This is a genomic window from Caballeronia sp. LZ028, assembly GCF_031451415.1.
In the GTDB taxonomy this organism is placed as follows: domain Bacteria; phylum Pseudomonadota; class Gammaproteobacteria; order Burkholderiales; family Burkholderiaceae; genus Caballeronia; species Caballeronia zhejiangensis.
Map to the genome: position 1 here is coordinate 193,278 of NZ_JARUXN010000004.1, position 26,331 is coordinate 219,608.

Consider the following 26,331-nt stretch of genomic DNA (forward strand, 5'->3'; position numbering starts at 1 on the left):
AAGCCTTGTGGATCATGTACTTGTCTTAAATCTGATGTTTTGTTTCGCGGATCGGAAGGAATTACGTGCGTTCGGCACGCTTGGAAGCCGGCGCCGATATGCCTTCGCCCGCATCGTCCGAGAGACGCGCGAACATCGGGAGCGAGGCCAGGACGACCAGCGCCGTCACGATGAAACCGCACGCCAGTTGCCAGCGCTCGGTATGCGCGCTGCCGGAAACGAGCATCGTCGCCTGAATCGTGCCGGCGGCGACCGTCACGCCGACCGCCTTCATCAACTGTTGCGCGGTGCCCTGGAACGAGGTCGCGGCGGCGAGGCGCGGCTTGGGCACATCGGCGAAGGCGAGCGCGCCCATCGTCGCGAAACTCAGCGACCGGCCGAGTCCGCCGAGCAGCAGGAGCAGGAAGATCGCGGCGGCGGGCCAGGCCTGCGACATCGTCGAGCAGACGAGCAGCACGGCCGCGAACACGACGCTGCCCGCGCATAAAACCGTCCGCACGGAGAAGCGCCGCAGCGCGAGCGCGGTCATCGGGCGCATGCAGAACGAGCCGAGCGCGCTCGCGAACGCGACGAGGCCGCTCGCCGTCGCGCTGTAGCCGAAGCCCGTCTGTAGCGTCAGCGGCACGAGAAAGGGCAGCGCGCCCGCGCCGGCGCGAAACAGGCTGCCCGCGACCGTCGCGGCGTGGAACGTGGGGATCGAAAGCAACGAAAAGTCGATGGCCGGATTCGGCGCGCGCCGGCAATGCAGCACGGTCGCGCGAAAGAGCAGCAGGCCGACGGCGACGCAAATCCACGGCACGCCGGCCGGCAGCACGCCGCGCCCCGCGCTCTCGATGCCGATCATGAACAGACTCAGCGACGCGCCCGACATCAGCATGCCGCGCAGATCGGGCGGCGTGCGTTCTTCGGGCGGCGAAGGCGGCAATAACTTCCAGGTGAGAAAGAGACCGGCGACGCCGACCGGCACGTTGACCCAGAAGATGCTGCGCCACGAGAGCGCGTCGGTGAGAAAGCCGCCGAGCGGCGGGCCGAGCAACGGACCGACGAGCGCGGGCATCGTGAGCCATGTCGTCGCTTGCAGCAGTTCCTCGCGTTTGACGCCGCGAAACAGGATCAGACGGCCGACAGGCACCATCATCGCGCCGCCGAGGCCTTGCACAACGCGCGCGGCGAGCAGTTGCGGCAGGTTCATCGCCGCGGCGCACGCGACGGACGCGAGCGTGAACGTCGCGATCGCCCACATGAACACGCGGCGCGCGCCGAAACGGTCGGCGACCCAGCCGCTCGCGGGAATGAAGACGGTCAGCGCAACGAGATAGGCGGTGATTGCGCTGGACAGATGAACGGCGTCGACGTTCAGATCGCGGGCCATCGCCGGGATGGCGGTCGCGACGATCGTGCCGTCCATGTTTTGCATGAAGAGCGCCGAAGCGACGACGGCGGCGGTGATGCGGAAGTTGCCGCCTTTCACGATGCGGCGCTCGTATGCGCGCTGAAGGCTTGTTGCAAGGCGCTTTCGAATGGGAATGGACGCATGGCGCACAGTCTAGCGCGATACGCGAACGTGCGTTCTTCGATGCAGCGACGCCTAACTCAGCGCGACGCTCGCCACGATTTCCATGAAGTGCGGCAGCGCGGGCGTAACGCGCCGCGCGTCCTTCGCTTCATCGTCCCATCGGCGCAGCGCGATGGCATCGCGCGCGTAGGGCTTCGCGAGAAAGGCCTGCGCGGTTTCATCGTCGAATATGCCGCCTTGCAATTGGAGGCTGCGCACCGAATCCGCCGACAGCCGCGCGTGATACGACGCATCGATCGCACAGAGGCAGCGTTTTGCATCGACGTGCAGGCGAATCGGTTCGAGCACGGCGTCGGAAAACAGCGGACGCAGAAACGGCAGCGCGAAGTACTGATGCAGATCGTCGATGCCGCGTTCGCTCGGTGTCTCGCCTTGCGGATTCAGCAGGTGCCCGAGATCGTGCAGCAAGGCCGCGACGATCAGCTCGCGGCTCGCGCCCGCCTGCTCGGCGAGCGTCGCGCTTTGCAACGCGTGCTGCAATTGCGTGACCGGCTCGCCGCTATAGGCGATTGAACCGTGTTCATCGAAGAGATGACGGATGTCGTCGAGTGAAAGCGCCATCGTAAGGAAAGGGTCGGGCGGGTATGCTTGGAGCGAAATGACGCGCGATTCTCGCAAGGCTTTATGACGCGATGATGGCGCACGCAAAGCGTGCGTTGAACCTCATGCCTTTCTCTTTCCGCCGACGCCCCGAACTCGCAGGCCTCGATCGCGCTTCACGACGCGATGTGCGCCGCATCGCGTGGCATTTCGCGCAGCGTCATTGGACGCTGCATGCGCCGGCGTTCGTGTGGATCGTGTTCGTGCTGCTGCATACGCGTTATCACCTCGTACCGGAGCGGCGCGACTATCTGCTTATCACGCTTCTTATCTTCGTGGCGGGCGTGGTGAACATACGGCTGCATATCGCACGCTATCTGAAGCCCGCGCGCGCCATCTTCGATTCGTTAGGCGCCATGGCCGCACGCGCGATCACCGGCCGCTAGCCGTTCGTGTTGCAATGCCGCATCGCGCGAAAAGACCCCGTTTTTCGCGTGTTAGGATGCTCGACGACCCGCATCCACCGAACGCAAGATGGCAACGTTATACGAAACGCTCGGCGTGGACGAGCACGCCACCGAAGAAGAAATCAAACGCGCGTATCGCAAGGCCGCGATGCGTTGCCACCCGGATCGCAACGTGGGCAACGAAGACGTCGCCCGCGCGAAGTTCCTCGAGATCAAGGAAGCCTACGCGATTCTCTCCGACCCCGCGCAACGCGAGGTCTACGACCGCATCTACAAGGAAGAGATGCGCCGCTGGGAAGAGCGCGTGCGGCAGGAAGAAGCCGAACGCGAAGCGCGCGAAACGAAGGAGCGTGAAGCCCGCGAGGCGCTCTATGCGCAGCGCGTATCGCTCGCGATGCGCTTTGCATCGAGAGGCCATAATCGTGACGTCGTGTTCGGCGTGCTGCTCGGCGCGCAATGCGACGAGTCGACCGCGCGTCAGATCGCGGACAGCGCGATCGCGCTGCACGAATCGCGTCAGGAGAGGGAAGAATCGAAAGAGAAAGAGCGCGAAGAAGAACCGGTCGCGGCGAAGAAAGAAGAGAAGAAACCGGCGGCTACCGACGCGTCGAATCCGCTCGGCGCGATGTGGTTCCAGTTCCTCAACAGCCTGCGTTTCTGAACCGCCTCAGGCCGCGAGTCTTTCGCCGCGCATGTTGCTTTGCTTCGGTGCGGGCGGATACACGCACCAGTGCCCGTCATCGTGGCGGAAGAAGAACAGCGCTCGCGACACCGCGCCGTGCAACGCCTCGACGCATACATAGCGCCGCCTGTCGGCACGCGTGCGGCTGAACTGCCTCACATGCACCGGCATGCTGCCCGGCGCGAGCCATTTTTCTACCTGATAACGAAGGGACTGCTCGTTCGCGCATTTCATTTCAGTCTCCAGCACGCGGCTTTCATGTTAGGGATAACGGCCGAACACGCCGATGATTGAAGCCCTATCAGTGAAACCCCTGCCGCGACGCATCACATTCTTGACAAAGCACTTGAACTCTACGCTTCAAATCCTGAGCCGTGCCCGTTTTGGCGAAATAGCAACAGCGAGCTTGAACGCGTCTTTCGCCGTGCTCGTTGATGAAAGATGCGTAGCGCTGTTGAACTCATCGTCTTGCAACGCGATGCTAGGGTATGTGCGCGATCGGTCATATGAAATGGCCGATTCGTACGTTACCCGTCACTGGTTTCAAAGCGAACGTCGTGCCTGAGTCGTGCGAATCAGAGCGGGCGCGCGAAGCTGAGTTCGTGGCCGTCCGGATCGGTGAGATGGAAATAGCGCTCGTTCCAGGGCGCATCGCGTGGCGCGAATTGCGGCTCGAGGCCGTGTGCCACTGCTTTCCGATAGAACGCGTCCACATCGGACACATGGATGATGACGCGGCCCCAGAAACGAATCGGGTCGTGCGTCTCGCTGGTCAGATTGAGAAACGAACTGCCGAGCGCGAACGAAGTAAAGGCCTCGTTCGCGCCGCCGTGGACGATGCGAAAACCGAGCGCCTCATAGAAGCGCACGGCGCGCGGCATGTCGTTCGTCGCGAGCGTGATCGCGCTCAGGCTTTCGACGCGTGCCTCGTCGCTTGATTCTTCCATGCTGTCGTTCGTCATCCCGGATGATGCTGATGCGACACGAGCGGCAGCACCGAAAGATCCGGATGCGTGCCATCGACGATGCTCTTGCCGATATGCCGCGCATCGTCCACCGCGTCCTGCGCGCGCGTGTAGGCGTCGTCGCCGTCGGCATGGAAGTGCACCGCTTCGCCCGGCGTGTTCGCGTTCGCGCCGGGCCTGCACACATATCCGACATACACGTAGCGCTCCATCGTGCTCGGCGGCGCATGTTCGGGCGTGGGCTTCAGTTGCGGCTGCACGTGGATCTCGAAACCTTCGTAGTCGAAAACGTGCCATTGAGCGGGATCGTCAGGCATGACCGCCTCCTTGGTGTAGTGTTCGCTCGCGATTCAACGTTACTCCTGTTGGCGCGATGAAGCCACCGCGAAGCGCATTCGCGTCAGAAGAAATGCGTATGTGTGGCGCGGGAAATTGACAGCGTCTTCGCGCGCGGCGGATACTTTCCGGCGCACTTGCTTGAAGCGGATACGTCTGCCGTTGTCCCGATCCGGGAGGCGCGGTGAAGCCAGCCACGACACATCGTACTGTCCTTGCCCGCGCGATGCCGCGCATGACCGCGCTCGTCGGCGACATCACCGCGGGCACCGTGTCCACGCTGATGATGCTGTGCTACGCGATGAGCCTCGGCACGCTCATCTTCAGCGCCGATCTCGCGCGCTATGCCGAACTCGGCGTGCCCACCGCGCTCGTGAGCTGCATCGTGACCGCGTTCGTCATCGCGGTGACGAGCTCGATGCGTATGAACATAGGCGGGCCGGACAGCAACGCGACGGCGTTTCTCGTCGGCGTCGCGGCGGGCGTCGCGAGCAGCGTGCGCGCGAACGGCGGCACGCCCACGGTCATCCTGCTGACGGTGCTCGTCGCCATCGCGCTGTGCTCGCTCGTGACGGGCCTCATTCTCTTCGCGATCGGTTCATCGAAACGCAGCCGTTCGCTGCAATTCCTTCCCTATCCGGTGATGGGCGGGTTTCTCGCGGGCACCGGCTATCTTCTGATCGCGGGCGCGTTTCGCGTGCTGACTGGCGTCACGCTCGACTGGCACACGTTGCCTAAGCTCGCGCAACTGCACTGGCTTGCATGGGCGCCCGCGCTTTTCGTCGGCGCGCTCGCGACGATTCTCGCGCGCACCTGGCGTCACGCGGCCGCATTGCCGATCACGCTCGCTATCGGCATCGCGCTCTTCTACGTGCTGTTGCGCGTCGCCGGCATCTCGCCCGACGATGCGCGCGACATGGGCCTCCTGCTTCAGCATGTGCCGGCGCATGCGCTGCACATTCCCGAGTTGCATCTGCCGTCGTCGCTCGCGCGCGGCGAGATCGACTGGCACGCGATCGTCGCGCACTTGCCCGAGACGCTCATCGTCACGTCGGTGTCGGCGATCACGATCATCATGAATTCGACGGCGATAGGCGCGGCCACCGGCCAGGACATCGACCTCAATCGCGAGATGCGCGCGGCCGGTCTCGCGAATATCGCGAGCGGTCTTTTCGGCGGCATGGTCGGCTATCAGTCGTATAACCGCTCGATGCTCAACGCGCGCGCCGGCGCGACGAGCCGCGCGGCGGGCGTGTTCGCCGCGCTCGCGTGCCTCTTCCTGCTGATCGCATCGCCCGATCTCGTGTCGCTCTTTCCGGTGCCCGTGCTCGTCGGCATGCAGATCTACATGGGCTTGCGTCTGATGATGGACTGGCTCGTCGGCGCATATCGCAAGCTGACGTGGCACGAGTATCTGCTCGTGCCGCTGATCCTCGCGGTGATCGCGTTCTATGGCGTGATCGCGGGCGTCGTCGCGGGCGTGGTCGCGGCGTGCGTGACCTTCGCGCTGCTCTATGGTCGAGCGGGATGCGTTCGCATGGAGTTCGACGGCCGCACGCGCACATCGAATGTCGAGCGCAGCATCGAGGAAACGCGCTTGCTGATCGATCGCGGCGATCAGATCTGCGGCGTCTGCCTGCAAGGGTTCCTTTTCTTCGGCTCGGCGAATTCGATGTTGCAGCGCATCCGCGAGCGCATTCGCTCGCATGGTCCGCGTCCGGTGCGCTATGTCGTGCTCGATTTCGCGTGGACCAACGGCATGGACGCGTCCGTGTCGCTCGCATTCGTGAAGCTGCGTCAGGCGTGCGCGGCGATCGGCGCGGATCTCGTGCTGACCGCTCTGCCGCGCAACTCGCGCGCGCTGCTAGGGCGCACGGGCGCGCTTTCGCTCGGCATCCACGAGTTCGACACGCTCGACGCCGGCCTCGAATGGATCGAAGCGCAGCAGCTCGCCACGACGACGCGCACGCTCGAACAGCGCGCGCCGGCCGGGGATTTCCGCGCGATGCTCGCGCCGCATTTCAGCGAGCGCGCGCTGCAGGGACTGGCCGCGTTCCTAGACGTATGCGATATCGGCGCGGGCGAGGCGCTCTTTCGTCGAGGCGATGCGGGCGATGCGCTTTACATCGTCGAAGAAGGGCGCGTGACCGTGTCGCTGCCGCTCGCCGATGGCCGTTCGGTGCGGCTGCGCTCGTTCGGTCCGGGCACGATCATCGGCGAGATGGCCGTGTACACGCATGCGCCACGCAGCGCGGATGTCGTCGCCGACGAACCGGCGCGCCTGCGCCGTCTCACGCTCGCGGCGCTGCGCGAGATCGAGCGGGACGATCCATTGACCGCGCAGGAGTGGCATCGCTTCGTCGTGAAGATGATGGCGTCGCGGCTCGCCATCGCCGATGAAGCGTTGCGCGCGGCGTCGTGATGACAGGCATGCGATCTGCTTTTGCCGGGAAGCACAACGCCGGGGCCTTCAACATGACACACACTGTCCGCGCGATGCGCGCGCTTGCGCTCGCCATCGTCATGACGAACGCGCTTGCCCAGAGCGCGCCGCAATCGATCGCGATGCTCGACTGCACCCTCATCGACGATAACGCCGCCTACAACGACGCCGAAATCGACCGCATTCAGAGCGCGCGCCTCGCGATGGTGAGCGGCGCGTTTCGCGACGACTTGCGCGAGCGCGCGCTCTTTCGCGTCGCCGACAATGCGAAGGCCAGCGATCTCATCGCGACGCTGAAAAGCACGCAGGACATGAACGCGTGCAACGGCTGCGAACTGCGTGTGGCGAAGGAACTCGGTACATCGCGCGTCGGCGTGTGCTGGGTGCAGAAGATCAGCAATCTCATCCTCAACATGAACCTGCGCGTCGAAGACGCGAACAGCGGCGCGATGCTCTTTCAACGCTCCGTCGACATACGCGGCAACACCGACCTGTCGTGGAAGCGCGGCGCGAAGGCGCTCGTCGATCTCCTTGCAAGCGATCCATCCGCGACGCGCTAGATTGGCGCCACGCGAAAAGTCCAGCGGAATTCGGGAATTTCTCCCGGCCGATGCCGTTGCCTCGGCCGCGCCGATTGGGCTAAGTTGAGGCTGCCGGCACGCGCGCCGTGCCGTGCTGCGCGCGTGCGCTCACGAACTCGAACAATCGGTATCGAAACCGCTGGAGACGACCATGCAAGTCAGATTCAAGGCGGCGCGCATCGCCTGCGCGTCGGCGATCGCGACATCGCTTGCGTTTGCATTGGCGGCGAACGTCGCCCATGCCGCCGCGCCGACCGCCTACGTGACGACCGAAAACGCCGGCGTCGGCGTGATCGATCTCGACACGCTCGCGCTCGCGACGACCTGGGATGTCGGCAAGGACGGCCCGCGCGGGCTGTCGCTCAACAAGGAAGGCACGCGTCTTTACGTGGCGAACAAGGCGACGAGCGATCTCTCGGAGATCGATACGTCGACGGGCAAGGTCACGCGGCGCGCGAAGATCGGCAAGAATCCCGAGTTCGTGCGCGTGTTCGGCGGCTATGCGTATGTGACGTACGAGCCGGGTGAAAGCGGCGGCCCGCCGAAACCGGGCCAGCCGGAGAAGGACGACGACGACGCGAATTCGCCGCCCGCCGAGATCGCCATCGTCGATCTGAAGACCATGAAGATCACGCATACGGTCAAGAGCGGGCACGAGACCGAAGGCGTCGAGTTCTCGCCGGACGGCAAGCTGATCCTCGTGACGAACGAGGGTGACGATACGGTGTCGGTGTATCGCGTCGGGACGGGCAAGCCGGTCCGCACGGTGAACCTCGACAAGGGTTCGCGTCCGCGCGGCATCAAGGTGTCGCCGGATGGCAAGCAGTATGTCGTCACGCTGGAGAACGCGAACAAGTTCGTCGTGCTCGATGGCAAAAGCCTGAAGACCATGAAGACCGTCGATACGAAGACGGGCCCGTATGGCGTTTCGTTCGATCCTTCCGGCAAGCGCTTGCTGATCGCGGCATCGCGCGACAAGACCTTGCAGGTGTTCGACGGCTCGACCTACGAGCATAGGAAGGATGTGCCTGTCGGTCAGCGTTGCTGGCACTTCAGCTTCACGCCCGACGGCTCGAAGCTGCTGCTGGCCTGCGGACGTTCGAACGCGGTGTACGTGCTCGACGGATCGGACTACAAGGAAGTCAAGCAGATCGGCGATCTGCCGCTGGCGTGGGGCATCGTCACTTATCCGCCGAGCGCGGGGTCGATCGTCGGGCGTTGAGCGGCAAGGAGGCGTTGCCGAGTGTGAAATGGCCGCATTGCGCGGCCACTTCCATTTGTGCGCCGTGGCATTGCGCATATTGCAACGTCGATCACGACGAATGCGCGCGAGGGACAGGACGCATCCGCGCAGCGAGGAAGACAGGCTTCGCTGTCAGGCTGCGCTTTGGGAAGGCATCAACGCGCGCGGCATTCCGTGGAAGTCGTATCGGGATTGAGCCGCGCTATCACGTCATATCACTTCCACGCATACCGCATCCCCACCCACACGCCACGCGGCGCACCGACGCCGAGAAACTGCTCGTTCACCGTCGCGCCGTTGTTGAACGTGTGATTCGGCCCGTCGAAGAAGTTCTCGCCGAGAATCGCGAAGTTCGCATAGCGCTTGTTGAGCAGGTTCTTCACGGTCGCATAGACCTGCAACTGTTTGGTCACGTTGTAGGTCGTGTCGAGATCGATCAGGAAATAGCCCGCGACGCTGCCGTTGACGTCCTGATTGTTTTCGTCGCCACGCGCGAAGATATTGCTGCGATACGTGAGATTCGTGCCGATGTTCCAGTGCGCAAACGGGTTGTAGTCGATGCGCATCTTCACCGTATTCGCCGGAATGCCCGGAATGCGGTCGCCCGAATGCACGGTGATGTTGCCATCGGCGTCCGCGCTCGAATTGCTCGCGCTGCTTTCCGTCCACGTCGATCGATACGTCGCGTTCACATAGCTATAACTCGCCGCGATGCCCACCGGTCCCCATTGCGTGCGGCCCGCGAGTTCGAAACCTTGCCGTCGCGTCTTGCCGACGTTCTGAAAATAGCCGAGCGTGCTGCCCGCGCCTTGCGCGCTGACGAACTGGATGTCGTCGTCGAGCGTCGTGCTGTAGACCGCGGCGCTCCACTGCGTATGACTGCCGAGACGCCCGCGCGCGCCGACTTCGAACGTCTTCGAAATCACCGGCTTAAGATCCGGGTCCGCGATGAAGTCATTGGGCAACGAGCACGGCGCGGCGGGGTCCGCGCACGCGAGTTCGATTGCGGTCGGCGAGCGCATGCCTTCGTTGTACGTCGCGTAGGCGGTGAAGTTCGGCGTCGGATTCCAGTTGAAGCCCACGGCCGGGTTGAAGCGCGAGAACGTGTGATTCCCGTCGAGCAGCGGCTGCACGCCGCTCTCGTCGCCGATGGTCGCCTTCGCCCAGTTGTAGCGTCCGGCGAGCGTCATCGACCATTGTTCGTTGAACGAGAACGTATTCTCGAAGTAGATGCCGAGATTCGAGTTGTGCGTCTTCGCGTCGGTCGTCGGTGCGAACGGACCCGTGGCGATCGTCGCGCGGTTGTCTTCGAATGCGGCCGGCTGCTCGGCCTGCGTGAAATGCGAATTGGCGAAGTCGCCCGCCGCGCCGACGATCAATTGATTGTCGTGATCGAAGAGCCTGTTGAGCAAGGTGAGTTGCAGGCTCGCGCCGTAGCTGTCCGTCACGATCACCGACTGGTCGTTGAAGGCTTGCGTGAGTTCGTCGGCATCGTCGCCGTCCGGATCGAAATCGTCGTTGACGTTCGAACTCACGTTCTTGTTGCGATAGTGGCGATAGTACGCGTTGCCGCTCAACTGCACGTTCGGCGTGATGTAGTGCTCGGCGTTGATCGTCAGATAGCCGACCTGATTCTCGTTCGTGTCGGGAAACGTGTACGCCTGACGGAAGTTGTCCATGAACGAGCGCGGAATCGTCTGCGAGCCGTTCAGCGTGTTGTCCGCGCCGCCCATCGAAACGGAGACCGTCGTGTCGGCGTCGGTATAGCGGATCTTGCCGAACGCCTGGCGCAGCTTGCTCGCGTTGTGATCGGCCCAGCCGTTGTCGTTCGTGACGTTCGCGGTGAAGTAATAGTCGAGATGATCGCCGATCGCGCCGCCTTGCTCGATCTGCGCATACTTGCGTCCGAACGAACCGAAGCCGACATCGACGTTGCCGCCCGGATTGCTGCGCCCGTTCTTCGTCGTTACCGCGACCGCGCCGCCGAGCGTGTTCAGGCCGAACGTCGGATTCGACCCGGGGATGATCTGCATCGTCTGGATCGCGGCCTGCGGAATCAGATCCCAGTTGACGACATCGCCGAACGGCTCGTTGATGCGTACGCCGTCCATGAACACCGACAAGCCCTGCGGCGTGCCGAGCAGCGGCGACGCAGTGAAGCCGCGATAGTTGATGTCGGTCTGCCACGGATTGCCTTGCGCGTCGTTGGTATCGACGCTCGCGACGTTCTTCTCCAGATAGTTCGTGACGGTCGGCGAATGCTGCGCCTGGATCTCGCTGCCCTTGATCGTTTGCACGTTCGCGGGCACTTTCTCCAGCGGCGTGCCGACGCCGACGAGCGGCGTGGTCCCGACGACGATGATCGAAGGCAGTTCGGTTGTCGGCGTCGTATCGGCTGGCGGCGTCTGCGCCCATGCGGCCACAGTGATGCTCGCGAACGCGCCGCCGAAGACGAGCCGCAGCCCCGCTCGGGGTTTGAACGGATGCGCGGGCGCGCGCAGGCGCGGCATGCTCTTCATCATCGTCTCCTCTTTATATTTCGATTCACGCGCCGAGCGTGTTTCTTTCGATGAAAGCGTCGCATAAGACAGCGCGCGTGGACCGGGAGCTTTTCCCGATCGCGCAGGGAAGCGTTCCCAATTGCGTTCCACCCACCGCACGGCGCGATGACGCCGTGCGTAGAATGCATTCCACGATGCCGACCGAATCCTTGCCCTCTTTCGCGAAAGACGCCGACCGCCGCGCGCCGCACTCGCCGGTGTGGCGCGACCTTGCTTGCGTGCTCGCGGCGACGCTGATCGCGGCCGCGCTCTTTGCGCGTTTCGATTTCAGCGAGTACGCGTATCGGCTGACGCGCAGCGCCGAACGCTTTCAAGTCGATGAATTGCCGCCGACGCTCGTCGTGCTCGCGATCGGTTTCGCGTGGTTCGCGTGGCGGCGTTATCGCGAGGCGCAATCGGAAGTGCGCAGACGGCGCGCGCTCGAAGAAGAGGCCGAGCATCTGCTTGCGGAGAATCGTCGCCTTGCGAATCAGGCGCTCGCCGCGCAGGAGACCGAGCGGCGTCATCTCGCGCGCGAGTTGCACGACGAGCTCGGGCAATACCTCAACGCGATATCGCTCGATGCGGGGCGTATCCGCGATTTGTCGGCTACGCGCGAGGCGGAGATTCATCGGCTGTCGCTTGCGCTGATGCAAAGCGCGACGCATGTGTATCGCGAGATCGGCGGGATGATTCGCAAGCTGCGTCCCATCGGCCTCGATGAATTCGGCTTGCCGACGGCGCTCGAACATTGCGTCGATGGCTGGCGCGAGCGCTTGCCCGATGTGACGTTCACGCTCGCTGTCGACGGCGATTTCGACAATTTGAGCGATGCGCTCAACATCACGCTGTATCGGCTCGTGCAGGAAGGGCTGACGAACGTATCGAAGTTCGCACGGACTTCACGCGTGGAGATTTATCTGGCGCGCGCGCCGGAAGAAATTGTCGTGACGATGGCCGATGACGGCCCGGGCGTCGATCTCGCGAAGCCGCGCACGGGACTCGGTTTGATCGGCATGCGCGAGCGCGTCGAAGCGCTCGGCGGCGAGTTTCAGATCGTGAGCGAGCCGGGCGCGGGTTTTCTGTTTTGCGCGCGCGTGCCGGCTCAGGCGGGGCTGCCGTTGCCTGCGACCGCCGACGAAGCGAAATCGACGAAGTGAAGCCCCAGGCGGTTCGCGATCTGTGCCAACTGCACGCCGTTATCCGCGCCGAATTTTTGGCGGATCACCGATTGATGATTCGCAACCGTCTTCTGGCTCAAGCCTAACTTCTCCGCGATGCTCGGCAGCGTATAACCCTGCACGAGCAATCTCAGCACCTCGAATTCGCGCGCGGATAACTGCCGTCCTTCCTGAATGCTCGCGCGCAATGCAAGCGCTTGCGACACATCGGGACTCAGATACGAAACGCGCCGCGCAACCGAACGCACCGCTTCGACGAGCACATCGGGCGCGCTCGCCTTCGTCACATAACCGCGCGCGCCCGCATCCAGCGCGCGTCGCACGAAGATCGCTTCTTCATGCACGCTGAAAATGAGCACATGCGCGTGCGGCTCGCGCGCCAGCATGCGCCGCATCGCCTCGATGCCGCTTGCGCCCGGCAACGCGAGATCCATCACGACGACATCCGGCTGCAGCGCGCAAAACTTCTGATAAGCCTCGGCTGCATCCGCCGCTTCGCCCGCGACGTTCACATCGGGACTCAGTTCGAGCAGACGCTTGTAGCCTTCACGCACGACGGCGTGATCGTCCACCAGCAGCACGGAGATATCGGCAGTCATGGCTTGTCTTCTCCTTCTTTTGAACCACTACCGGAGGCCTCGGCCGCGATGCGCTTCGAGTTCGCATCGTTGCGAAAGACGATGGGTTGCTCTTGCGGTTCCTGCCGTGCCGATGCAGCGCGCACGACTTCGATCACGCGCTCGTGATGCGGGGACTTGTCGCAAACCGGATCGGCATTCGCGGGGTCCTGCGTCAGCAGATACGCCTGACAGCGGCAGCCGCCCATGTCGATGGCCTTCTCGTCGCAACTGCGGCACGGCTCCTTCATCCAGCCGAAGCCGCGAAACCGGTTGAACGCATCGCTCTCGTACCAGATGTCCTTGATCGACATATCGGTGACGTTCGGAAACGTGAGGCCCGGCAATGACCGCGCGGTATGACACGGCAGCGCGGCGCCATCGGGCGCGATGCCGAGAAACACCGAGCCCCAGCCGTTCATGCAGCGCTTCGGTCTGCGCTCGTAGTAATCCGGCACGACGAAGAAGATCTTGCACCGGTCGCCGATCTCGCCGCGATAGCGTTCGACCACCGCTTCGGCTTCGTCGAGCTGCTCTTTGGTCGGCATGAGTTGCGCGCGATTCTTGTGCGCCCAGCCGTAATACTGCGTGTTCGCGAGTTCGAGATACTCCGCGCCCATCGCGAGCGCCATGTCGATGATGCGTCCGATATGCGGCAGGTTATAGCGGTGAAGCACGCAATTGAGCACCATCGGAAAGCCATGCGCCTTGATGAGATTCGCGACGCGCTTCTTGTAGTCGAAGGTCTTCGTGCTGGAAAGGAAGTCGTTCAATTCCTGCGACGAGTCCTGAAACGAAAGCTGTATGTGATCGAGCCCGGCGTCCTGCAACGCACTGATGCGCTTCTCCGTCAGACCGATGCCCGATGTGATGAGGTTCGTATAAAAGCCGAGCTTCCGCGCTTCGCCGACGAGCGTTTCGAGATCGTCGCGCAAGAGCGGCTCGCCGCCGGAGAAGCCGAGTTGCGCGGCGCCCAGCGCGCGTGCCTGACGCAATACGTCGATCCATTGATCGGTGTCCAGCTCGCGCGTGTGATCGGCGTAATTCACCGGGTTGTAGCAGAACACGCAATGCAGCGGACAGCGATACGTGAGCTCGGCAAGCAGCCAGAGCGGCGGCGCGACGGTTGCGTCTTCGTGCTCGGGCTTCGCAATCGGTTCGGACAAGTCGGTCATGACGCTACTCCAGCCAGCCTCGCGCACGCGCGCCGGCGATGAACGCGCGCACGTCGTCGCCGAGGCCGGTCGCATTGAACGCCTGCTCCAGATCGGCGACGAGCGCGGGGATATCGCGCGTGCCGTCGCATCGCAGAAGAATCTCCGATGCGCTCTGATTGAGCTTCACCATGCCTTCCGGATAAAGCAGCACATGCGCGTTCTGCGCAGGTTCCCATTGCAGCCGGAAGAGGCGTTTTAGTTTCGGATGCAACGAATCGTCCGGCGCTTCGACGGCTTCCTGCTTGCGTTGAGTCGGGTTCGTATCGCTCATTGCGGAAAAGCCTTTTCGATGGAATCGAGCATGGTCCAGAGAATATCGAGCTTGAACTGCAGGATATCGAGCGCGCGTTGCTGTTCCTGACGCGTCGTGAAATGCGCGAGCGTCACTTCGAGACCGTGCTCGACATCGCGCTGCGCAAGCGACACGCGCGAGCGGAAATACGAAAGCCCTTCGGGCTCGATCCACTTGTAATGCTCGGGCCATGTCGCGAGCCGGTCCTTGTGAATCTGCGGCGCGAACATCTCCGTAAGCGATGAACACACCGACTCCTGCCACGGCGCACGCCGTGCGAAGTTCACGTAGGCATCGACGGCGAAGCGCACGCCCGGCGTCACCAGCTTGAGCGACCATAGATCGTCGCGCGAGAGGCCGACCGCATCGCCAAGACGCGCCCATGCCTCGATGCCGCCGGGCTGATCGTCGTAGCCATCGTGATCGAGAATGCGCAGCACCCAGCGGCGGCGCGTGTCGCGATCGGGGCAATTCGACATCACCGCCGCATCCTTCAGCGGAATGTTGATCTGATAATAGAAGCGGTTCGCGACCCAGCCGCGTATCTGTTCCTTCGAGCAGCCGCCGCTGTTCATCTTCACGTTGAACGGATGATGAATGTGATACGCCGTGCCCTTCGCGCGCAACTGCGCTTCGAATTCGTCGCGCGTCCACGCGGGGCCTTCGTCTGTCACTTTCGTGAAGATCGGGCCTGTGGTCGGGTTGAGCATCGGGTCGAACATCTAACGGTCTCCAGTGCGAATGTCACAGCTCGAAAGTCATGCCGTCGTGCGCGACCTCGATGCCGTGCTCCGACAACATGCGCCTTTCAGGTCCATCCTCGATGAGGATCGGGTTCGTGTTGTTGATGTGGATCAGCACCTTGCGCACGCCCGCGCGATCGATCGAATCGAGCATGTCGATCATGCCGCCCGCGCCGGTTTGCGCGAGATGGCCCATATCCTTGCCGGTCTTCTTCGTGAGGCCGAGGCGAATCATTTCATCGTCGGTCCAGACGGTGCCATCGACGAGCAGCAAGTCTGCTTCGCGCATCGCATCGAGCACATGCGGCTCCAGCGCGCCGAGCCCCGGCGCATAGAATGCGCGCTTGCCCGAAGCGCGATTCGTGAAGATAAGGCCAATGTTGTCGCCTGTTTCCGGCGCATCGCGATGCGGCGAATACGGCGGCGCCTTGCTCGACAGAGGCAATGCGTCGATGCCCACGCGCGGCAGCTCAGGCACGGACAACGATGCGCCATCGAGCGCGATGCGCCTGTGCTCGACGCCACAGTAATGCGAAAGAATCGACGTGATGGGAAAGCCCGTCGAGAGGTCCTGCCACACGGCGTCCGTCGTATAGAGCGGCAAGGGCGTGCCGCGCTCGCGCAGCATCAGCAGACCGGTGACATGATCGATCTGCGCATCCATCGTGATGACGGCAGCGATGCCGGTGTCGCGCACGCGGCGCGCGGGCTGCAATTCCGGGTTTGCGGCGATCTGCGCAAGAATGTCCGGCGATGCGTTGACGACCAGCCAGTCCTCGCCGTTATCGGTAACAGCAATGGACGACTGAGTGCGCGCACGCGCCAGAACGGAGCCGCGCCGCACGCCATCGCAATTGCGGCAGTTGCAGTTCCATTGCGGAAAGCCGCCACCCGCCGATGAACCGAGCACGCGAATCTTCAAGGCAGCATCCTCCGCAAGAGACCGTCGCGATCGATCAACTGATGCTTCATCGCGCCGAGAAAATGCACGATGACGAGCGCGGCCATGATCCACGCCAGATACTCGTGAATGCCGAAGAAGATCTGCCGCATGGATTTGTCGTCCCAGCCCCATTGCGGCAGCGCGATGCCCCAGAACTTCGTGCCGAACTTGTTGAACGACGAGCCGAGATAACCGGTGAGCGGCATCGCCACCATGCCAACGTATAAAAGAGCCTGCGTAATGCTCGCGGCGGCGCGTTGCCACGTTCGCATCGGCGGCAAAGGCGGCCGGCGATAAGCCAGACGTGCCAGGATGCGGAGCAGCACCAGCAGGAAAACGGTGATTCCGAGCGACTTGTGGAAGTTGATGAGGTCCGACTTGAACGGCAACCCGCGCGGCAGGCCGACCATATAGAAGCCTATGCACAGCATCGCGATGATTGCGATCGCAATTATCCAGTGCAAAGCGATCATCGGGCCTGCGTAACGCTCGCTTGCGACATCGATACGGCCGTCGCGCGACGTTGCTGATGTCCGCGCGGTGCTCATGGCGTGTCTCCCCGGAAGTGCCAACGGTCCATTGTTCATCTCCTTGCTACGAATTGGCGATCAGCAATTCCCCCCGTCCATCGACGGCGAGATCGCCCGCGTAGCGTCGCGGCAATATCTTGCCAGCGAACTGCGAAAAGGGTGCGATCTCGCGCGCGAGCATGCGCGTGAACAGCAGCCAGAAGACGTCGAAGCCGCGCCCGCCTTCGGTGAACGTCGGCGGAATGCGGGATGGCGCATTTGCCAGCAACACCGTGCCGCGCCGCATGCCGTAGCCCAAGTGTGCGCCCACTTTCCCGCCGATGCAGACCGAGCCCGCGACGAGCCGCGACGCGGCGAAATCGCCCGCATCGCCCGCGACCAGCACGGTGCCGCGCCGCATGCGATCCGCGAGGCGCGCGCCTGCGCTGCCGTGAATCGCGAGCGTGCCGCCTGTCATGCCTTCCATGTCGCCGGGCAGCGCACTTGCGGCGAACTCGCCGGCGTTGCCGTGAATCGACAGTCGTCCGCCTTGCATCTCGCACGCGGCGAATGCGCCCGCATCGCCTCGTATGTTCAACTCGCCGCCGGACATCTTCATGCCCGCGTAATCGCCTGCAGCGCCGTGCACCGCGAGCGTGCCTTCGGTCATGTTCGCGCCGATGCGGTCGAGCCACGGCGCATCGCCTTCTATCGTGAGTGCGGGCGCATCGCTTGGTTCCTGCGCGATGTCGAAAAGATCGCCGAGCGCGCACGTTTCGCCCGCGCCTTGCAGCGTGATGCGCGGCAGTTCTGTCGCCGATATCTCCGCCAGCGTCGCGGGCAGTAATTTCGACCCGTCGACGCGAAAGCCCGGCGCATTTTTTACGCGCAACGTGATGGCGTTCATGCGCGGCTCCCGTCGATATCCTTCGACAGTTCATGCAGCTTGAAATGGTACGGCCCGAGCTTGCCGCCGTAGTTGCCCGCCGAAATGCGCAGCACGCCGCCGGCGCGCCCGATCTTCGTCGCCGCCGCGATACCCGCGGTCATCGCCGCGCCGACATCGGCATCGGTCAAGCCGTCGATGACGATTTCGAGCACGCACGCGATGTCCGGCGTCAGCTCGCTCTTCTTCGACAAGCCGACGAGCGTCGGGCAGAACGCATCGTTCGTGGACGCCGTCGCGCCCGCATACTTCGATCCGATCTTCGATCCCGAGCGCACGACGCCGCCCGGAAACGGCGTGATGACGTTCGGCAGCCGATGCATCGCGGCGACGGCGGATTCGGCCGCATTGAGCGCGCTGTCGATGTCGCGCGCGAGAAACAGCAGATTGCCGCCGCCGACCGCTTTCACCGTCGCGGTGAATTCCTCGCAGACGAACTCGCCGTCCATCACGGGCACGCGCCAATAGCGTGTGCCGTCGAGCACTTTCGATATTTGATAGCCGTCGCCGAAGAAGCGCAGGCCCGCGCCGAGCGGCGCGTTGTCGGAGAGCGGCGCGCGTGTGTTGGCGGGATCGATGCCGCCATAGACGGCGGTCGTCGGGCACGTCAGCACGCATTGGCCGACGCGCCGCGCGATCTGCTTGGCGAGTTCCTTCGACGATATCGCGAAGATCAGCACCGCGATGCCGGGCCTGCCATCGGGCGTTTCATCGCCGGACAGATCGCGTTCGATGCCGGCCTCGCAGCCGCAATCGATGACGGACGTCGCGAAGCCTGTCAGCGAATTGGCCGCGTGACGGGCCCACGTCGACGAATGCGCGGTGATGACGAGGCGCGTCGCTTTCATCGGGAAGGCTTCGGCGAAGGTGTTGTCGATCTGCGTGTCGTTGATACGCATGCGTCAACTCCCGTTCGAAGCGAAGCATGCGACGGGCAACAGCCGCCCGCCGTTGCAGCATGCGCAGATTTCATCGTCGCCGATCGCGATGTTCTCGAAGCGCGTCGCGAGGTTTGCCTGCGTGAATTCGCGCACGCGCTTTTCGATCGCGCGGTCGTAGTCGGGGCGCACGTAATGGATGCCGCCGGTGGGCGTCGCGAGCAGCGTGCCGTCGCGCGCGATCAGCTCGCCGTCCTTGAACACGTAAGCAGGCGATGTGAACATGCGCTCGCGATCGTCATCGTCGCGATACACGGCAATGTCCGCCGCCGCGCCTGCGCCGAGATGCCCGCGATCCGTGAGGCCGAGCAGTTTCGCGGGACCGGCGCGCGTGATGATCGCAATGTCGTAGAGCGACAATTCGCGCGTGATTTCGCTCAACGCGCTCGCGGTTTTCGCATCGGCGTGCAGCTTGTCGAGTTGTTCGTCGCGAAAGGACTTGTCCATCAGCAAGCGGATCAGATGCGGATAGCTCGTGAACGGCGCGCCGTTCGGATGATCGGTGGTCATCGACACCCGCCACGGATCGTCGACGAGCAAAAAGATCTCGAGCCCGATGATCCATTGGAGCGCATTCACGAAGCTCTGTTCGCGGTACTTGAACGGCACGATGCCGCAGCCCGCATCGCATTCGATATCGCCGAGCACCCATTTGCGCGGTCGGGCCATCGGCGCGTTCTTGAACTGCATCATCGTGTCGCCGGATGCGGTGACGGTCTGACCGAAGATGATCTGGCCGACATCGATCGTCACGTTGGGCCGCGCGTTCACTGCATCGGCGATCGCGCGCGCGCCCGATGAAAACTTGCGAGGGCCTTCCATGCCGTAGCTATGGAACTGGATATGCGTCAGATGAATGGGCAGGCCATCGGCGGTGTCCATCGTTCTGATCGTCGATTCGATGTTGCCCGGCACGCCGAGATTGCTTGCGTGAACATGCAGCGGATGCGGCACGCGTAGCTCGGTGAGCGCGCGCGTGAGCGTGCTCAACACATCGCGCGGCGTGATGCCGTAATGCGCGTGCTTTTCATCGACATCCAGCGAACGCTGATTGAACTTGAACGCCGATATGCCGCCCGGATTCACGACCTTCACGCCGAGCGCCTTGCTCGAATCGATGGTCCAGCCGACGTAATCGCGCAGACGTTCGAAGTCTTCCTTCGCAGCGAGCATCTGCAGGAAGAGCTCGTCGTTGCCCATCATCACGTAGGCGCCGTGATCGATGATCGGCGTGTCGCCCATTTCCAGATGCGCGTGGCGCGCGTTCGACGCGATCATCGCCGGCTCGAACGCGGCCGTGTAGCCCATTTCCGCATAGCGATAACCGGTGGCAAGCGTGCCGGGCGCACACACGCCGCACGATGGCAGACGCATGTATCGGCCTTCGTTCGGACGATCGGGCACGGCACGCGGATCGTCGCGATGATCTTCGGGCAGAAGCAGCCGCGACAGATTCGTCTTTCCGCCGCCGATGTGCGAATGCAGATCGATGCCGCCCGCCATCACGATCATGCCGCTCGCATCGTAATCGCGGTCGATGCTTTCGTTCGCGGCATCGGCGACGATGCGGCCATCGCGCATATGGATGTCGCGCTTCTCGCCATCGACGCCATTCGCCGGATCGTAAAGCGTGCCGCCTTTGAGGCGCGTGACGCTCATGCGGGCCTCCTTGCCTGCGCGAGTTGCGATGCGATCGATGCGACCGTCGGCAAGGCGTAATCGCGCGCGGCGGCGAGCGGCGCGACCACCGATGTATCGACGCGAAACAGATGCCCGCCGCTGTCGATGCCCGGCGTCGCGACGGGGATGAACACGGTCGGCGCGTGGCGCGCGGGGACGGCCGTCGATGAATGCGCGAGGATGATCGCGGGCACGTTCGCATCGAGCGATGCGGGCAGCGGCTCGGGCGCGAAGCTGGACACCCACAGGAGCGCGTCGATTTCGCCGCGCTGCAGCAGCGTTTCCGAGCGATAGCGATGCGCGTCGTGATCGAGCGGCAAGCCGTATGCGACGCGCGTGCGCAGCGGAAAGCCCGACAGCCATGTGATCGCCTGATTGACGGACGCGGCGCCGTCGTCGCCGGTGAGGGCGAGCGTGCCGGCGCGCGCGGTGCGATTGATCGCCTTGACGATGCGTTGCAGCGTTTCGATCGCGAGCGCGGCGTGTTGCGTCGGCAGCGCCGATGGCTCGTAGATCACCGCCGTGTACTTCGCGGCGTTGATGCGTTCGGTCAGCGCGACGAGTTCGGGCGTTGGAATCGGACGGCCGCCTTCGACGAGCGCGGACCACAGCGCGAGTGTGTCGAAGGGATCGGCGTTCGCGAGGATCGATTCGGCTTGGGCGTTGGCGGCTTTATCGATGTCACATCCGATGAATACAACCTTTGTCTCGCGGCCCTCGCTTGCGATGCGCTCGAAGAAGCGCGGATAGCGTCGCGACGGCTCGCACGCGAACACGACGATGAGATCGGCGCGCGAGCGGACTTCGGAGAGCGTCGTGAAGAACGAGCCGCGATCTTGCAGTGCGCGATTGCTGTCGGCGAGCGTGTCGCCGTGGAGGTGATCGAGGATCGCGCCGCACTGCGCGGCGAGTTCATAGAGCGCGCGTGCGCCGGACACGTCGGTCGCGAGACCGCCGAATAGCGGCCGATGTGCGTTCGACAGGATCGCGGCGGCTCGCGAGAGCGCCGACTTTTCGTCGGTGACTTGCCCGTCGATTTGGGGCTTCTGGCTTGCATCGTTCGGACCGAAGCGGGCAAGGGAGGCGTCCAGACGCGGGCAGGCGGTGTGCGGCGCTGCGAGGCGGTGATCGGCGGTGGGTGCGAGCGTGATGTCGTCGCATAGTAAAGGGCAGAACGGACAGGTCCAAGGTTTTGAGGCCGCGGACGGGGCGCTCGGCGTGGTGGAGGTATCGGGCATGGTCGACCTTTTGAGCAAGGTCTATGCCGGTTTTGTTGCTTTTCGCTTTTCGCTTTTGCTTATCGCTTTTTGATTTCGCCGGATCCCGTATTCGTGTCGGTCTATTAGCACTGCCCCTGTGCGGGGCGGCACTCACTTTCTTTGCTGCTGCAAAGAAAGTAAGCAAAGAAAGCAGCTACTGATACGCCCGCGGTCACACGCAATTTGGGTAGTCCTCTCGTCGTTCGTGGGCTGCCTAACGAGTGCCCTCATAGGCCCAACCGGGCTTGGCTCGCGCACGGTCCGTCTCATCGCACCACATACAAACTGGCTCAGCACCAAATAGCTCCAGCCCGCTTCGCGGCCGACCGGTCTATCGGGTCGGCGCGTGCTTCGCTACTAACATCTTTATCGCACTGCGCGCGCAAACCGATGGTTTCCCTTGCAGACCCAGCGGCAGCGCGTAGCGCTGTGCCGAAGCCATTTCGTGCTGAACCAGCGCGCTCAACGTATTCGGGCGGCAGACCGTGCGCGATCCAAGCCCGATTAGGTGTTTGAGGGCACTCTTTAGGCGAGTGCCGCCTGTGACGAGAGGACTACCCAAATTGCGTGTGACCGCGGGCCTGAAGAGCTGCTTTCTTTGCTTACTTTCTTTGCAGCAGCAAAGAAAGTGAGTGCCGCCCCGCACAGGGGCAACGCTAATAGACCGACGCGAGACCGGGATCCGGCGACTACTGGAAGGAAAGTGACTACCGCCCGCACAGGGGCAACGCTAATAGACCCACGCGAAACCGGGATCCAGCGAAACCCCCGCCGGGAAAGGCGAAAAAAAACTGCTCCGCATTGCAACACACTGTCACCCATGAATCACCATATGCAACACCTGCTTCCCAAACGATTACACCTAAAACGCGCCCCGAAAGCCGTTGGCATAAAAATTGAGTTCGATGCCAAGGAAGTCAGAAAGAAGCCCCGCGATGCACATCGCCCTGAGATAAGGAGCCATCGTGAATAGCGGAAGCGACGAGCCAGGCAGAAGCGCCGCTGCGCTCGGCGAGCGCGAGATCATCGGCATGGCGGATTCCACCCGCGCCGATCACCTCCCGCGCCCCGGCAAGCGCCCGCACGTCAGCGAACGTGTCGAGATCGGGCCCGCCATACGCGCCCACATGATCGAGCGTCATCACGATCACGCGCGACGGCCACCATCCGCTCTCGCCATGCGTCGCCCCGAGCGCGCGCCCGCCGCGATAGTCGAGCGAAAGTATCGGCTCGAAGCCGCAAGCCGATGCCTCGGCGATCGCGCCGACATCGACGAGCGTTTCGGTGCCGAACACAGGCAGGATCGCGGCAGGCGCCGCTGAACGCGTCAGCCGCAAGACGCGTTCGACGAAAGCGCGCATCGGCAGAAACGCGGTAAAGCCCGCGTCGAGCCAGATGCGCAGGCCGTCGCCGAGGGCATCGCAAATCGCGGCGAGCGCGGCATCGTGCGCGCCGCGCGAAAGGATCGCGCCCAGATCGGCGACGTACAACGTGCGCGCGCCGGTCGCGGCGACGAGCGCGCGGGCGATCGCAACAGGATCGCTCGTCGCGCACAACGAGGACTGGATCGGCCGATAGCGCGAACGCTCGCCGCGCACCGCGCGCACCGCGTGGCCGTCGAGCAGATCGAGAACGGGTATCACCTGCATGGATGGCTTTCCTTTGACCAAGATCTTTGTATTCGAGTATCTCACCGGCGGCGGCATCGATCCGGACGCGGCAGGCGCAGGCAGCCTCGCCGATCTCTCCGCGCTCATCGTCGAAGGCCGCGTGATGCGCGACGCCATCGCCGCCGATCTGCGCGCGCTGCCCGGCATCGACGTGACCGTCGCAAGCTCGCGCTTCGAGCAACTCGACGGCGCCAGCGGCCACGTGCGCGCGCATCCGGGCGAATCGCTCATCCGCTTCGTGGCCCGCGTGGCGCGCGAGCATGACTATGCCTGCATCGTCGCGCCCGAGTGCGACGGACTGCTGCTCAAGCTCTACGACGCCGTCGGCCAGGCGCGCTGGCTCGGCTGCGCGAAGGAAGCGATCCGCGCGGCATCGAGCAAGAGCGCGACGGCCGCGTGTCTCGCCGCGCGCAGCATCGCCGCGACGCGCGCGCTCGAACCGGAAAACGCGGCCGCCGCAATCGGCCGGCGCTGGGTCGTCAAGCCCGACGACGGCGCGGGCGGCCTCGATACCTACGTCTACGACGACCTCGCCGCCGCGCGCGCCGAATACGCCGCGCGCGCGGAAGCGGGCCGCAATCCCGTGCTGCAGGAATGGGTCGACGGCGAGCCGTTGAGCCTTTCGCTGATCTGCCGCGACCGGCTCTCGCGGCTCGTGAGCATCAACCGGCAGCGCATCGGATTGTCGGATGCGGCGGGATCGGAACGGCGCGAGCGCATCGTTCAGTTCGATGGCGTCGATGTCGACCGCATCGACCGGCATGGGCCGCAAGGACGCGCGCTCGAACGGCTCGCGCTGCGCGTCGCCGATGCGTTTCCGGGGCTGCGCGGCTTCGTCGGCATCGATGTCGTGTGGCATCCCGAGCGCGGGCCGGTCGTGATCGAGGTGAATCCGCGTCTCACGGTCGCGTATGCGGAACTGAGCCGGCGCGGCGGCAGGAATCTCGCGGCGGAGCTGCTCGCGGCGCATCGCGTGCCCGGCTTCGACGGCGATGCCGGATTGCTGCGCGCGTGCGCCGGAGCGTCGTCATGACGGCACCGACATTGCACGATGCGCCGGTGTTCGGCTGGGACGTGGGCGGCGCGCACGTCAAGGTGTCGATGGCGACGCGCGCGGGCGTGCTCGCCGACGTCGCGCAATGGGCGTGTCCGCTGTGGCAGGGCATGGCGCACCTGGAACGCGCGATCGACGCGATGTTCGAGCGCTGGCCCGCCGCCGCCGATCCGGCCGCGCGCCACGCCGTCACGATGACGGGCGAAATGGTCGATCTCTTCGCCGACCGCGCCGAGGGCGTGCGTGCGTTGACGCGCGCGCTTGCGCAAAGGCTCGGGCCGCGCACGATGTTCTTCGCCGGCGACGCGGGCTGGCTCGCGCGCTCGGCGTGCGCGGAACACTGGCCCAAGGTCGCATCGGCGAACTGGCTCGCGACCGCGCAATGGGTCGCGGCGTGCCTGCCGGATGCGCTGCTCGTCGATATCGGCAGCACGACGACGGACATCATTCCGATCGTCGGCAGACGCGTCGTGGCGCGCGGCACCAGCGACGCCGAACGGCTGGTGAGCGGTGAGCTCGTGTATCAGGGCGTGGTGCGAACGCCGTTGTGCGGGCTCGCGCATCGCATCGCGTTTCGCGGCGAGCACGCCGGCGTGATGAACGAATGGTTCGCGACGACCGCGGATGTCTATCGTCTGACGGGCGAGTTGTGGCCCGAGCACGACCAGCATCCGAGCGCCGACAACGGGCCGAAGACGCAGGCTGCGAGCCGCGTCCGGATTGCGCGGATGATCGGCCGCGACGCCGCCGATGCGAGCGATGCGGAGTGGCGGCGTTTCGCGCAGGGCTGGCGGCGCGAGCAATTGCGCGCGCTCGAGACGAATCTGGCGCGCGTCGTTGCGCAGGATGCGGCGCTGGCGGCGGCGCCGATCGTGGGCGCGGGTTGCGGGCGTTTTCTGGCGGCGGCGCTGGCGCGGCAGGAGGCGCGCAGCTATGTCGACTTCGCGCGTCTCGCGGGTATCGACGGCGACGATGCGACGCGTGCCGAATGGGTATCGACGTGCGCGCCGAGCGTGGCGGTTGCGCTGCTGGCGTCGATGGCGATGAAGGGCGCGGGAGGCAACGAAGCGCATCTGTCGAACGATGCATCGGCGCGCGCTGCGTGATAGCGTGCGAAACATAGCGAAGGACGCGGGTGCGTGGCCCGCCGGCTTGATCGAACGAGGACAGGAATATGTGGGTGGTGAAGATCGGGGGAAGCCTGAGTCACGACCCGGCGCTGCGCGAGTGGTTGACGCGGCTATGGGAAGTGGGCGGCGGGCGCGTCGTGATCGTGCCGGGCGGCGGCGATTTCGCGGACGCGGTGCGGCAGTATCAGCAGGAGTGGCATTTCGACGATCTCGCGGCTCACAACATGTGTCTGCTCGCGATGGCGCAGTACGCGATTCTGATGCAGGGCGTGGTGCCGGAGCTCGTGCTGGCGTCGAACGAGGATAGGATTCGGCGCGCGTTGCGCGATGGGCGTGTGGCGGTTTGGGTTCCGACCGATCTGATGCGCTCGACGCCCGATTCCATGACGAACTGGGAGACCACTTCGGATTCGCTCGCCGCGTGGCTTTCTACTTCGCTTAATGCGGAGCGGTTGATGATCGTGAAGTCTTGCGAGGTCGAGGCGAATGCGCCGCTCGAGGCGCTGGCTTCTAAAGGCATTCTGGATCGGCGGTTTGCGGCTTATGTGCGGGATGCAAATTATGTCGTCGAGGTTTTGAGTAAGTCCGATGTGGGGGTTATGCGGGATCGATTGCTCAACGTGGCGGTTTGAATTTTCTTCGCTTTGGGTTTTGCTTTTGCTTTTGGTCTTGCTTTTTGATTTCGCCGGATCCCGTTTTCGCGTCGGTCTATTAGCACTGCCCCTGTGCGGGGCGGCACTCACTTTCTTTGCTGCTGCAAAGAAAGTAAGCAAAGAAAG

At 64.0% G+C, this 26,331-nt stretch carries 26 protein-coding genes; 9 read left to right on the forward strand and 17 right to left on the reverse strand.

Annotated elements, in window-relative coordinates; translation table 11 throughout:
- Positions 1–61: 61 nt before the first annotated feature.
- A complete protein-coding gene (locus QCE58_RS23600) occupies positions 62–1,471 on the reverse strand; it encodes a DHA2 family efflux MFS transporter permease subunit (protein ID WP_309780447.1) in 1,410 nt (469 codons plus the stop codon).
- Between the two features lie 117 nt (positions 1,472–1,588).
- Positions 1,589–2,137, reverse strand: a complete 549-nt coding sequence (locus QCE58_RS23605) for a phosphonate degradation HD-domain oxygenase (protein WP_250503169.1) — start codon at positions 2,135–2,137, stop codon at positions 1,589–1,591.
- Between the two features lie 104 nt (positions 2,138–2,241).
- Between QCE58_RS23605 and QCE58_RS23610 the strand changes: the two genes are divergently transcribed.
- Both QCE58_RS23610 and QCE58_RS23615 read left to right on the forward strand, forming a co-directional pair.
- Positions 2,242–2,562, forward strand: coding sequence for a hypothetical protein (locus tag QCE58_RS23610; protein ID WP_239295348.1), 321 nt, complete (start codon positions 2,242–2,244; stop codon positions 2,560–2,562).
- 88 nt (positions 2,563–2,650) lie between these two features.
- On the forward strand, positions 2,651–3,244 hold the full coding sequence (locus tag QCE58_RS23615) for a J domain-containing protein (RefSeq protein WP_250521844.1): 594 nt from the start codon (positions 2,651–2,653) through the stop codon (positions 3,242–3,244).
- Between the two features lie 6 nt (positions 3,245–3,250).
- On the opposite strand, the gene QCE58_RS23620 is transcribed toward QCE58_RS23615, so the two are convergent.
- The 3 genes from QCE58_RS23620 to QCE58_RS23630 form a co-directional block, all read right to left on the reverse strand.
- Positions 3,251–3,499 carry a hypothetical protein gene (locus QCE58_RS23620; protein WP_008354307.1) on the reverse strand — a complete coding sequence of 83 codons (249 nt, stop codon included), beginning with the start codon at positions 3,497–3,499 and terminating at the stop codon, positions 3,251–3,253.
- Between the two features lie 341 nt (positions 3,500–3,840).
- Complete coding sequence (locus tag QCE58_RS23625) at positions 3,841–4,212, reverse strand: glyoxalase/bleomycin resistance/extradiol dioxygenase family protein (RefSeq protein WP_250436176.1); 372 nt, start codon at positions 4,210–4,212, stop codon at positions 3,841–3,843.
- An 11-nt stretch (positions 4,213–4,223) separates the two neighbouring features.
- Positions 4,224–4,547, reverse strand: a complete 324-nt coding sequence (locus QCE58_RS23630) for a hypothetical protein (RefSeq protein WP_175982322.1) — start codon at positions 4,545–4,547, stop codon at positions 4,224–4,226.
- Between the two features lie 245 nt (positions 4,548–4,792).
- Between QCE58_RS23630 and QCE58_RS23635 the strand changes: the two genes are divergently transcribed.
- The 3 genes from QCE58_RS23635 to QCE58_RS23645 all read left to right on the forward strand — a co-directional run bounded on the left by QCE58_RS23635 (position 4,793) and on the right by QCE58_RS23645 (position 8,812).
- Positions 4,793–6,988, forward strand: a complete 2,196-nt coding sequence (locus tag QCE58_RS23635) for a SulP family inorganic anion transporter (protein WP_250521863.1) — start codon at positions 4,793–4,795, stop codon at positions 6,986–6,988.
- Positions 6,989–7,041: 53 nt separating this feature from the next.
- Positions 7,042–7,569 (forward strand): DUF3280 domain-containing protein, encoded by a 528-nt coding sequence (locus QCE58_RS23640; RefSeq protein WP_250436175.1) that lies wholly within the window; start codon positions 7,042–7,044, stop codon positions 7,567–7,569.
- A 172-nt stretch (positions 7,570–7,741) separates the two neighbouring features.
- A complete protein-coding gene (locus tag QCE58_RS23645; protein WP_250521843.1) occupies positions 7,742–8,812 on the forward strand; it encodes a beta-propeller fold lactonase family protein in 1,071 nt (356 codons plus the stop codon).
- Positions 8,813–9,048: 236 nt separating this feature from the next.
- On the opposite strand, the gene QCE58_RS23650 is transcribed toward QCE58_RS23645, so the two are convergent.
- On the reverse strand, positions 9,049–11,352 hold the full coding sequence (locus QCE58_RS23650; protein WP_033535974.1) for a TonB-dependent receptor: 2,304 nt from the start codon (positions 11,350–11,352) through the stop codon (positions 9,049–9,051).
- 176 nt (positions 11,353–11,528) lie between these two features.
- Here QCE58_RS23650 and QCE58_RS23655 point away from each other — a divergent pair, with 176 nt between their 5' ends.
- Complete coding sequence (locus QCE58_RS23655) at positions 11,529–12,533, forward strand: ATP-binding protein (RefSeq protein ID WP_051079096.1); 1,005 nt, start codon at positions 11,529–11,531, stop codon at positions 12,531–12,533.
- Here the strand turns inward: QCE58_RS23655 and QCE58_RS23660 are convergent.
- The 11 genes from QCE58_RS23660 to QCE58_RS23710 all read right to left on the reverse strand — a co-directional run bounded on the left by QCE58_RS23660 (position 12,479) and on the right by QCE58_RS23710 (position 23,347).
- Positions 12,479–13,153, reverse strand: coding sequence for a response regulator transcription factor (locus QCE58_RS23660; RefSeq protein ID WP_008354316.1), 675 nt, complete (start codon positions 13,151–13,153; stop codon positions 12,479–12,481). The two genes, QCE58_RS23655 and QCE58_RS23660, sit on opposite strands and share 55 nt — an antisense overlap.
- Positions 13,150–14,346, reverse strand: a complete 1,197-nt coding sequence (gene pqqE / locus QCE58_RS23665) for a pyrroloquinoline quinone biosynthesis protein PqqE (RefSeq protein ID WP_008354318.1) — start codon at positions 14,344–14,346, stop codon at positions 13,150–13,152. Before pqqE ends, QCE58_RS23660 begins: the two co-directional genes overlap by 4 nt.
- A 4-nt stretch (positions 14,347–14,350) precedes the next feature.
- A complete protein-coding gene (gene pqqD / locus QCE58_RS23670; RefSeq protein WP_008354319.1) occupies positions 14,351–14,659 on the reverse strand; it encodes a pyrroloquinoline quinone biosynthesis peptide chaperone PqqD in 309 nt (102 codons plus the stop codon).
- Entirely contained in the window at positions 14,656–15,402 is a 747-nt protein-coding gene (pqqC, locus tag QCE58_RS23675) for a pyrroloquinoline-quinone synthase PqqC (RefSeq protein ID WP_008354320.1), read from the reverse strand. Before pqqC ends, pqqD begins: the two co-directional genes overlap by 4 nt.
- Before the next feature lie 22 nt (positions 15,403–15,424).
- Positions 15,425–16,345 (reverse strand): pyrroloquinoline quinone biosynthesis protein PqqB, encoded by a 921-nt coding sequence (gene pqqB, locus QCE58_RS23680; RefSeq protein WP_250521842.1) that lies wholly within the window; start codon positions 16,343–16,345, stop codon positions 15,425–15,427.
- The gene (locus QCE58_RS23685; protein WP_250440804.1) at positions 16,342–16,914 is read right to left on the reverse strand and encodes a cytochrome b; all 573 of its coding nucleotides are present in this window, start codon (positions 16,912–16,914) and stop codon (positions 16,342–16,344) included. Before QCE58_RS23685 ends, pqqB begins: the two co-directional genes overlap by 4 nt.
- A gap of 46 nt (positions 16,915–16,960) precedes the next feature.
- On the reverse strand, positions 16,961–17,782 hold the full coding sequence (locus QCE58_RS23690) for a formylmethanofuran dehydrogenase subunit C (RefSeq protein WP_008354323.1): 822 nt from the start codon (positions 17,780–17,782) through the stop codon (positions 16,961–16,963).
- On the reverse strand, positions 17,779–18,720 hold the full coding sequence (gene fhcD, locus QCE58_RS23695; RefSeq protein WP_309780454.1) for a formylmethanofuran--tetrahydromethanopterin N-formyltransferase: 942 nt from the start codon (positions 18,718–18,720) through the stop codon (positions 17,779–17,781). The genes QCE58_RS23690 and fhcD overlap by 4 nt, the downstream gene beginning before the upstream one ends.
- A gap of 3 nt (positions 18,721–18,723) precedes the next feature.
- Complete coding sequence (locus QCE58_RS23700; protein WP_250521840.1) at positions 18,724–20,418, reverse strand: formylmethanofuran dehydrogenase subunit A; 1,695 nt, start codon at positions 20,416–20,418, stop codon at positions 18,724–18,726.
- Positions 20,415–21,677, reverse strand: coding sequence for a formylmethanofuran dehydrogenase (locus tag QCE58_RS23705; protein ID WP_250521839.1), 1,263 nt, complete (start codon positions 21,675–21,677; stop codon positions 20,415–20,417). Before QCE58_RS23705 ends, QCE58_RS23700 begins: the two co-directional genes overlap by 4 nt.
- A gap of 938 nt (positions 21,678–22,615) precedes the next feature.
- The gene (locus QCE58_RS23710; protein ID WP_250521838.1) at positions 22,616–23,347 is read right to left on the reverse strand and encodes a HisA/HisF-related TIM barrel protein; all 732 of its coding nucleotides are present in this window, start codon (positions 23,345–23,347) and stop codon (positions 22,616–22,618) included.
- A gap of 13 nt (positions 23,348–23,360) precedes the next feature.
- On the opposite strand from QCE58_RS23710, the gene QCE58_RS23715 reads away from it, so the two are divergent.
- The 3 genes from QCE58_RS23715 (at position 23,361) to QCE58_RS23725 (ending at position 26,184) form a co-directional block, all read left to right on the forward strand.
- A complete protein-coding gene (locus tag QCE58_RS23715) occupies positions 23,361–24,401 on the forward strand; it encodes an ATP-grasp domain-containing protein (RefSeq protein WP_250521837.1) in 1,041 nt (346 codons plus the stop codon).
- A complete protein-coding gene (locus tag QCE58_RS23720; protein WP_250521836.1) occupies positions 24,398–25,528 on the forward strand; it encodes a hydantoinase/oxoprolinase family protein in 1,131 nt (376 codons plus the stop codon). Before QCE58_RS23715 ends, QCE58_RS23720 begins: the two co-directional genes overlap by 4 nt.
- 68 nt (positions 25,529–25,596) lie before the next feature.
- Positions 25,597–26,184, forward strand: coding sequence for an aspartate kinase (locus tag QCE58_RS23725; RefSeq protein WP_250440796.1), 588 nt, complete (start codon positions 25,597–25,599; stop codon positions 26,182–26,184).
- Positions 26,185–26,331 lie beyond the last annotated feature (147 nt).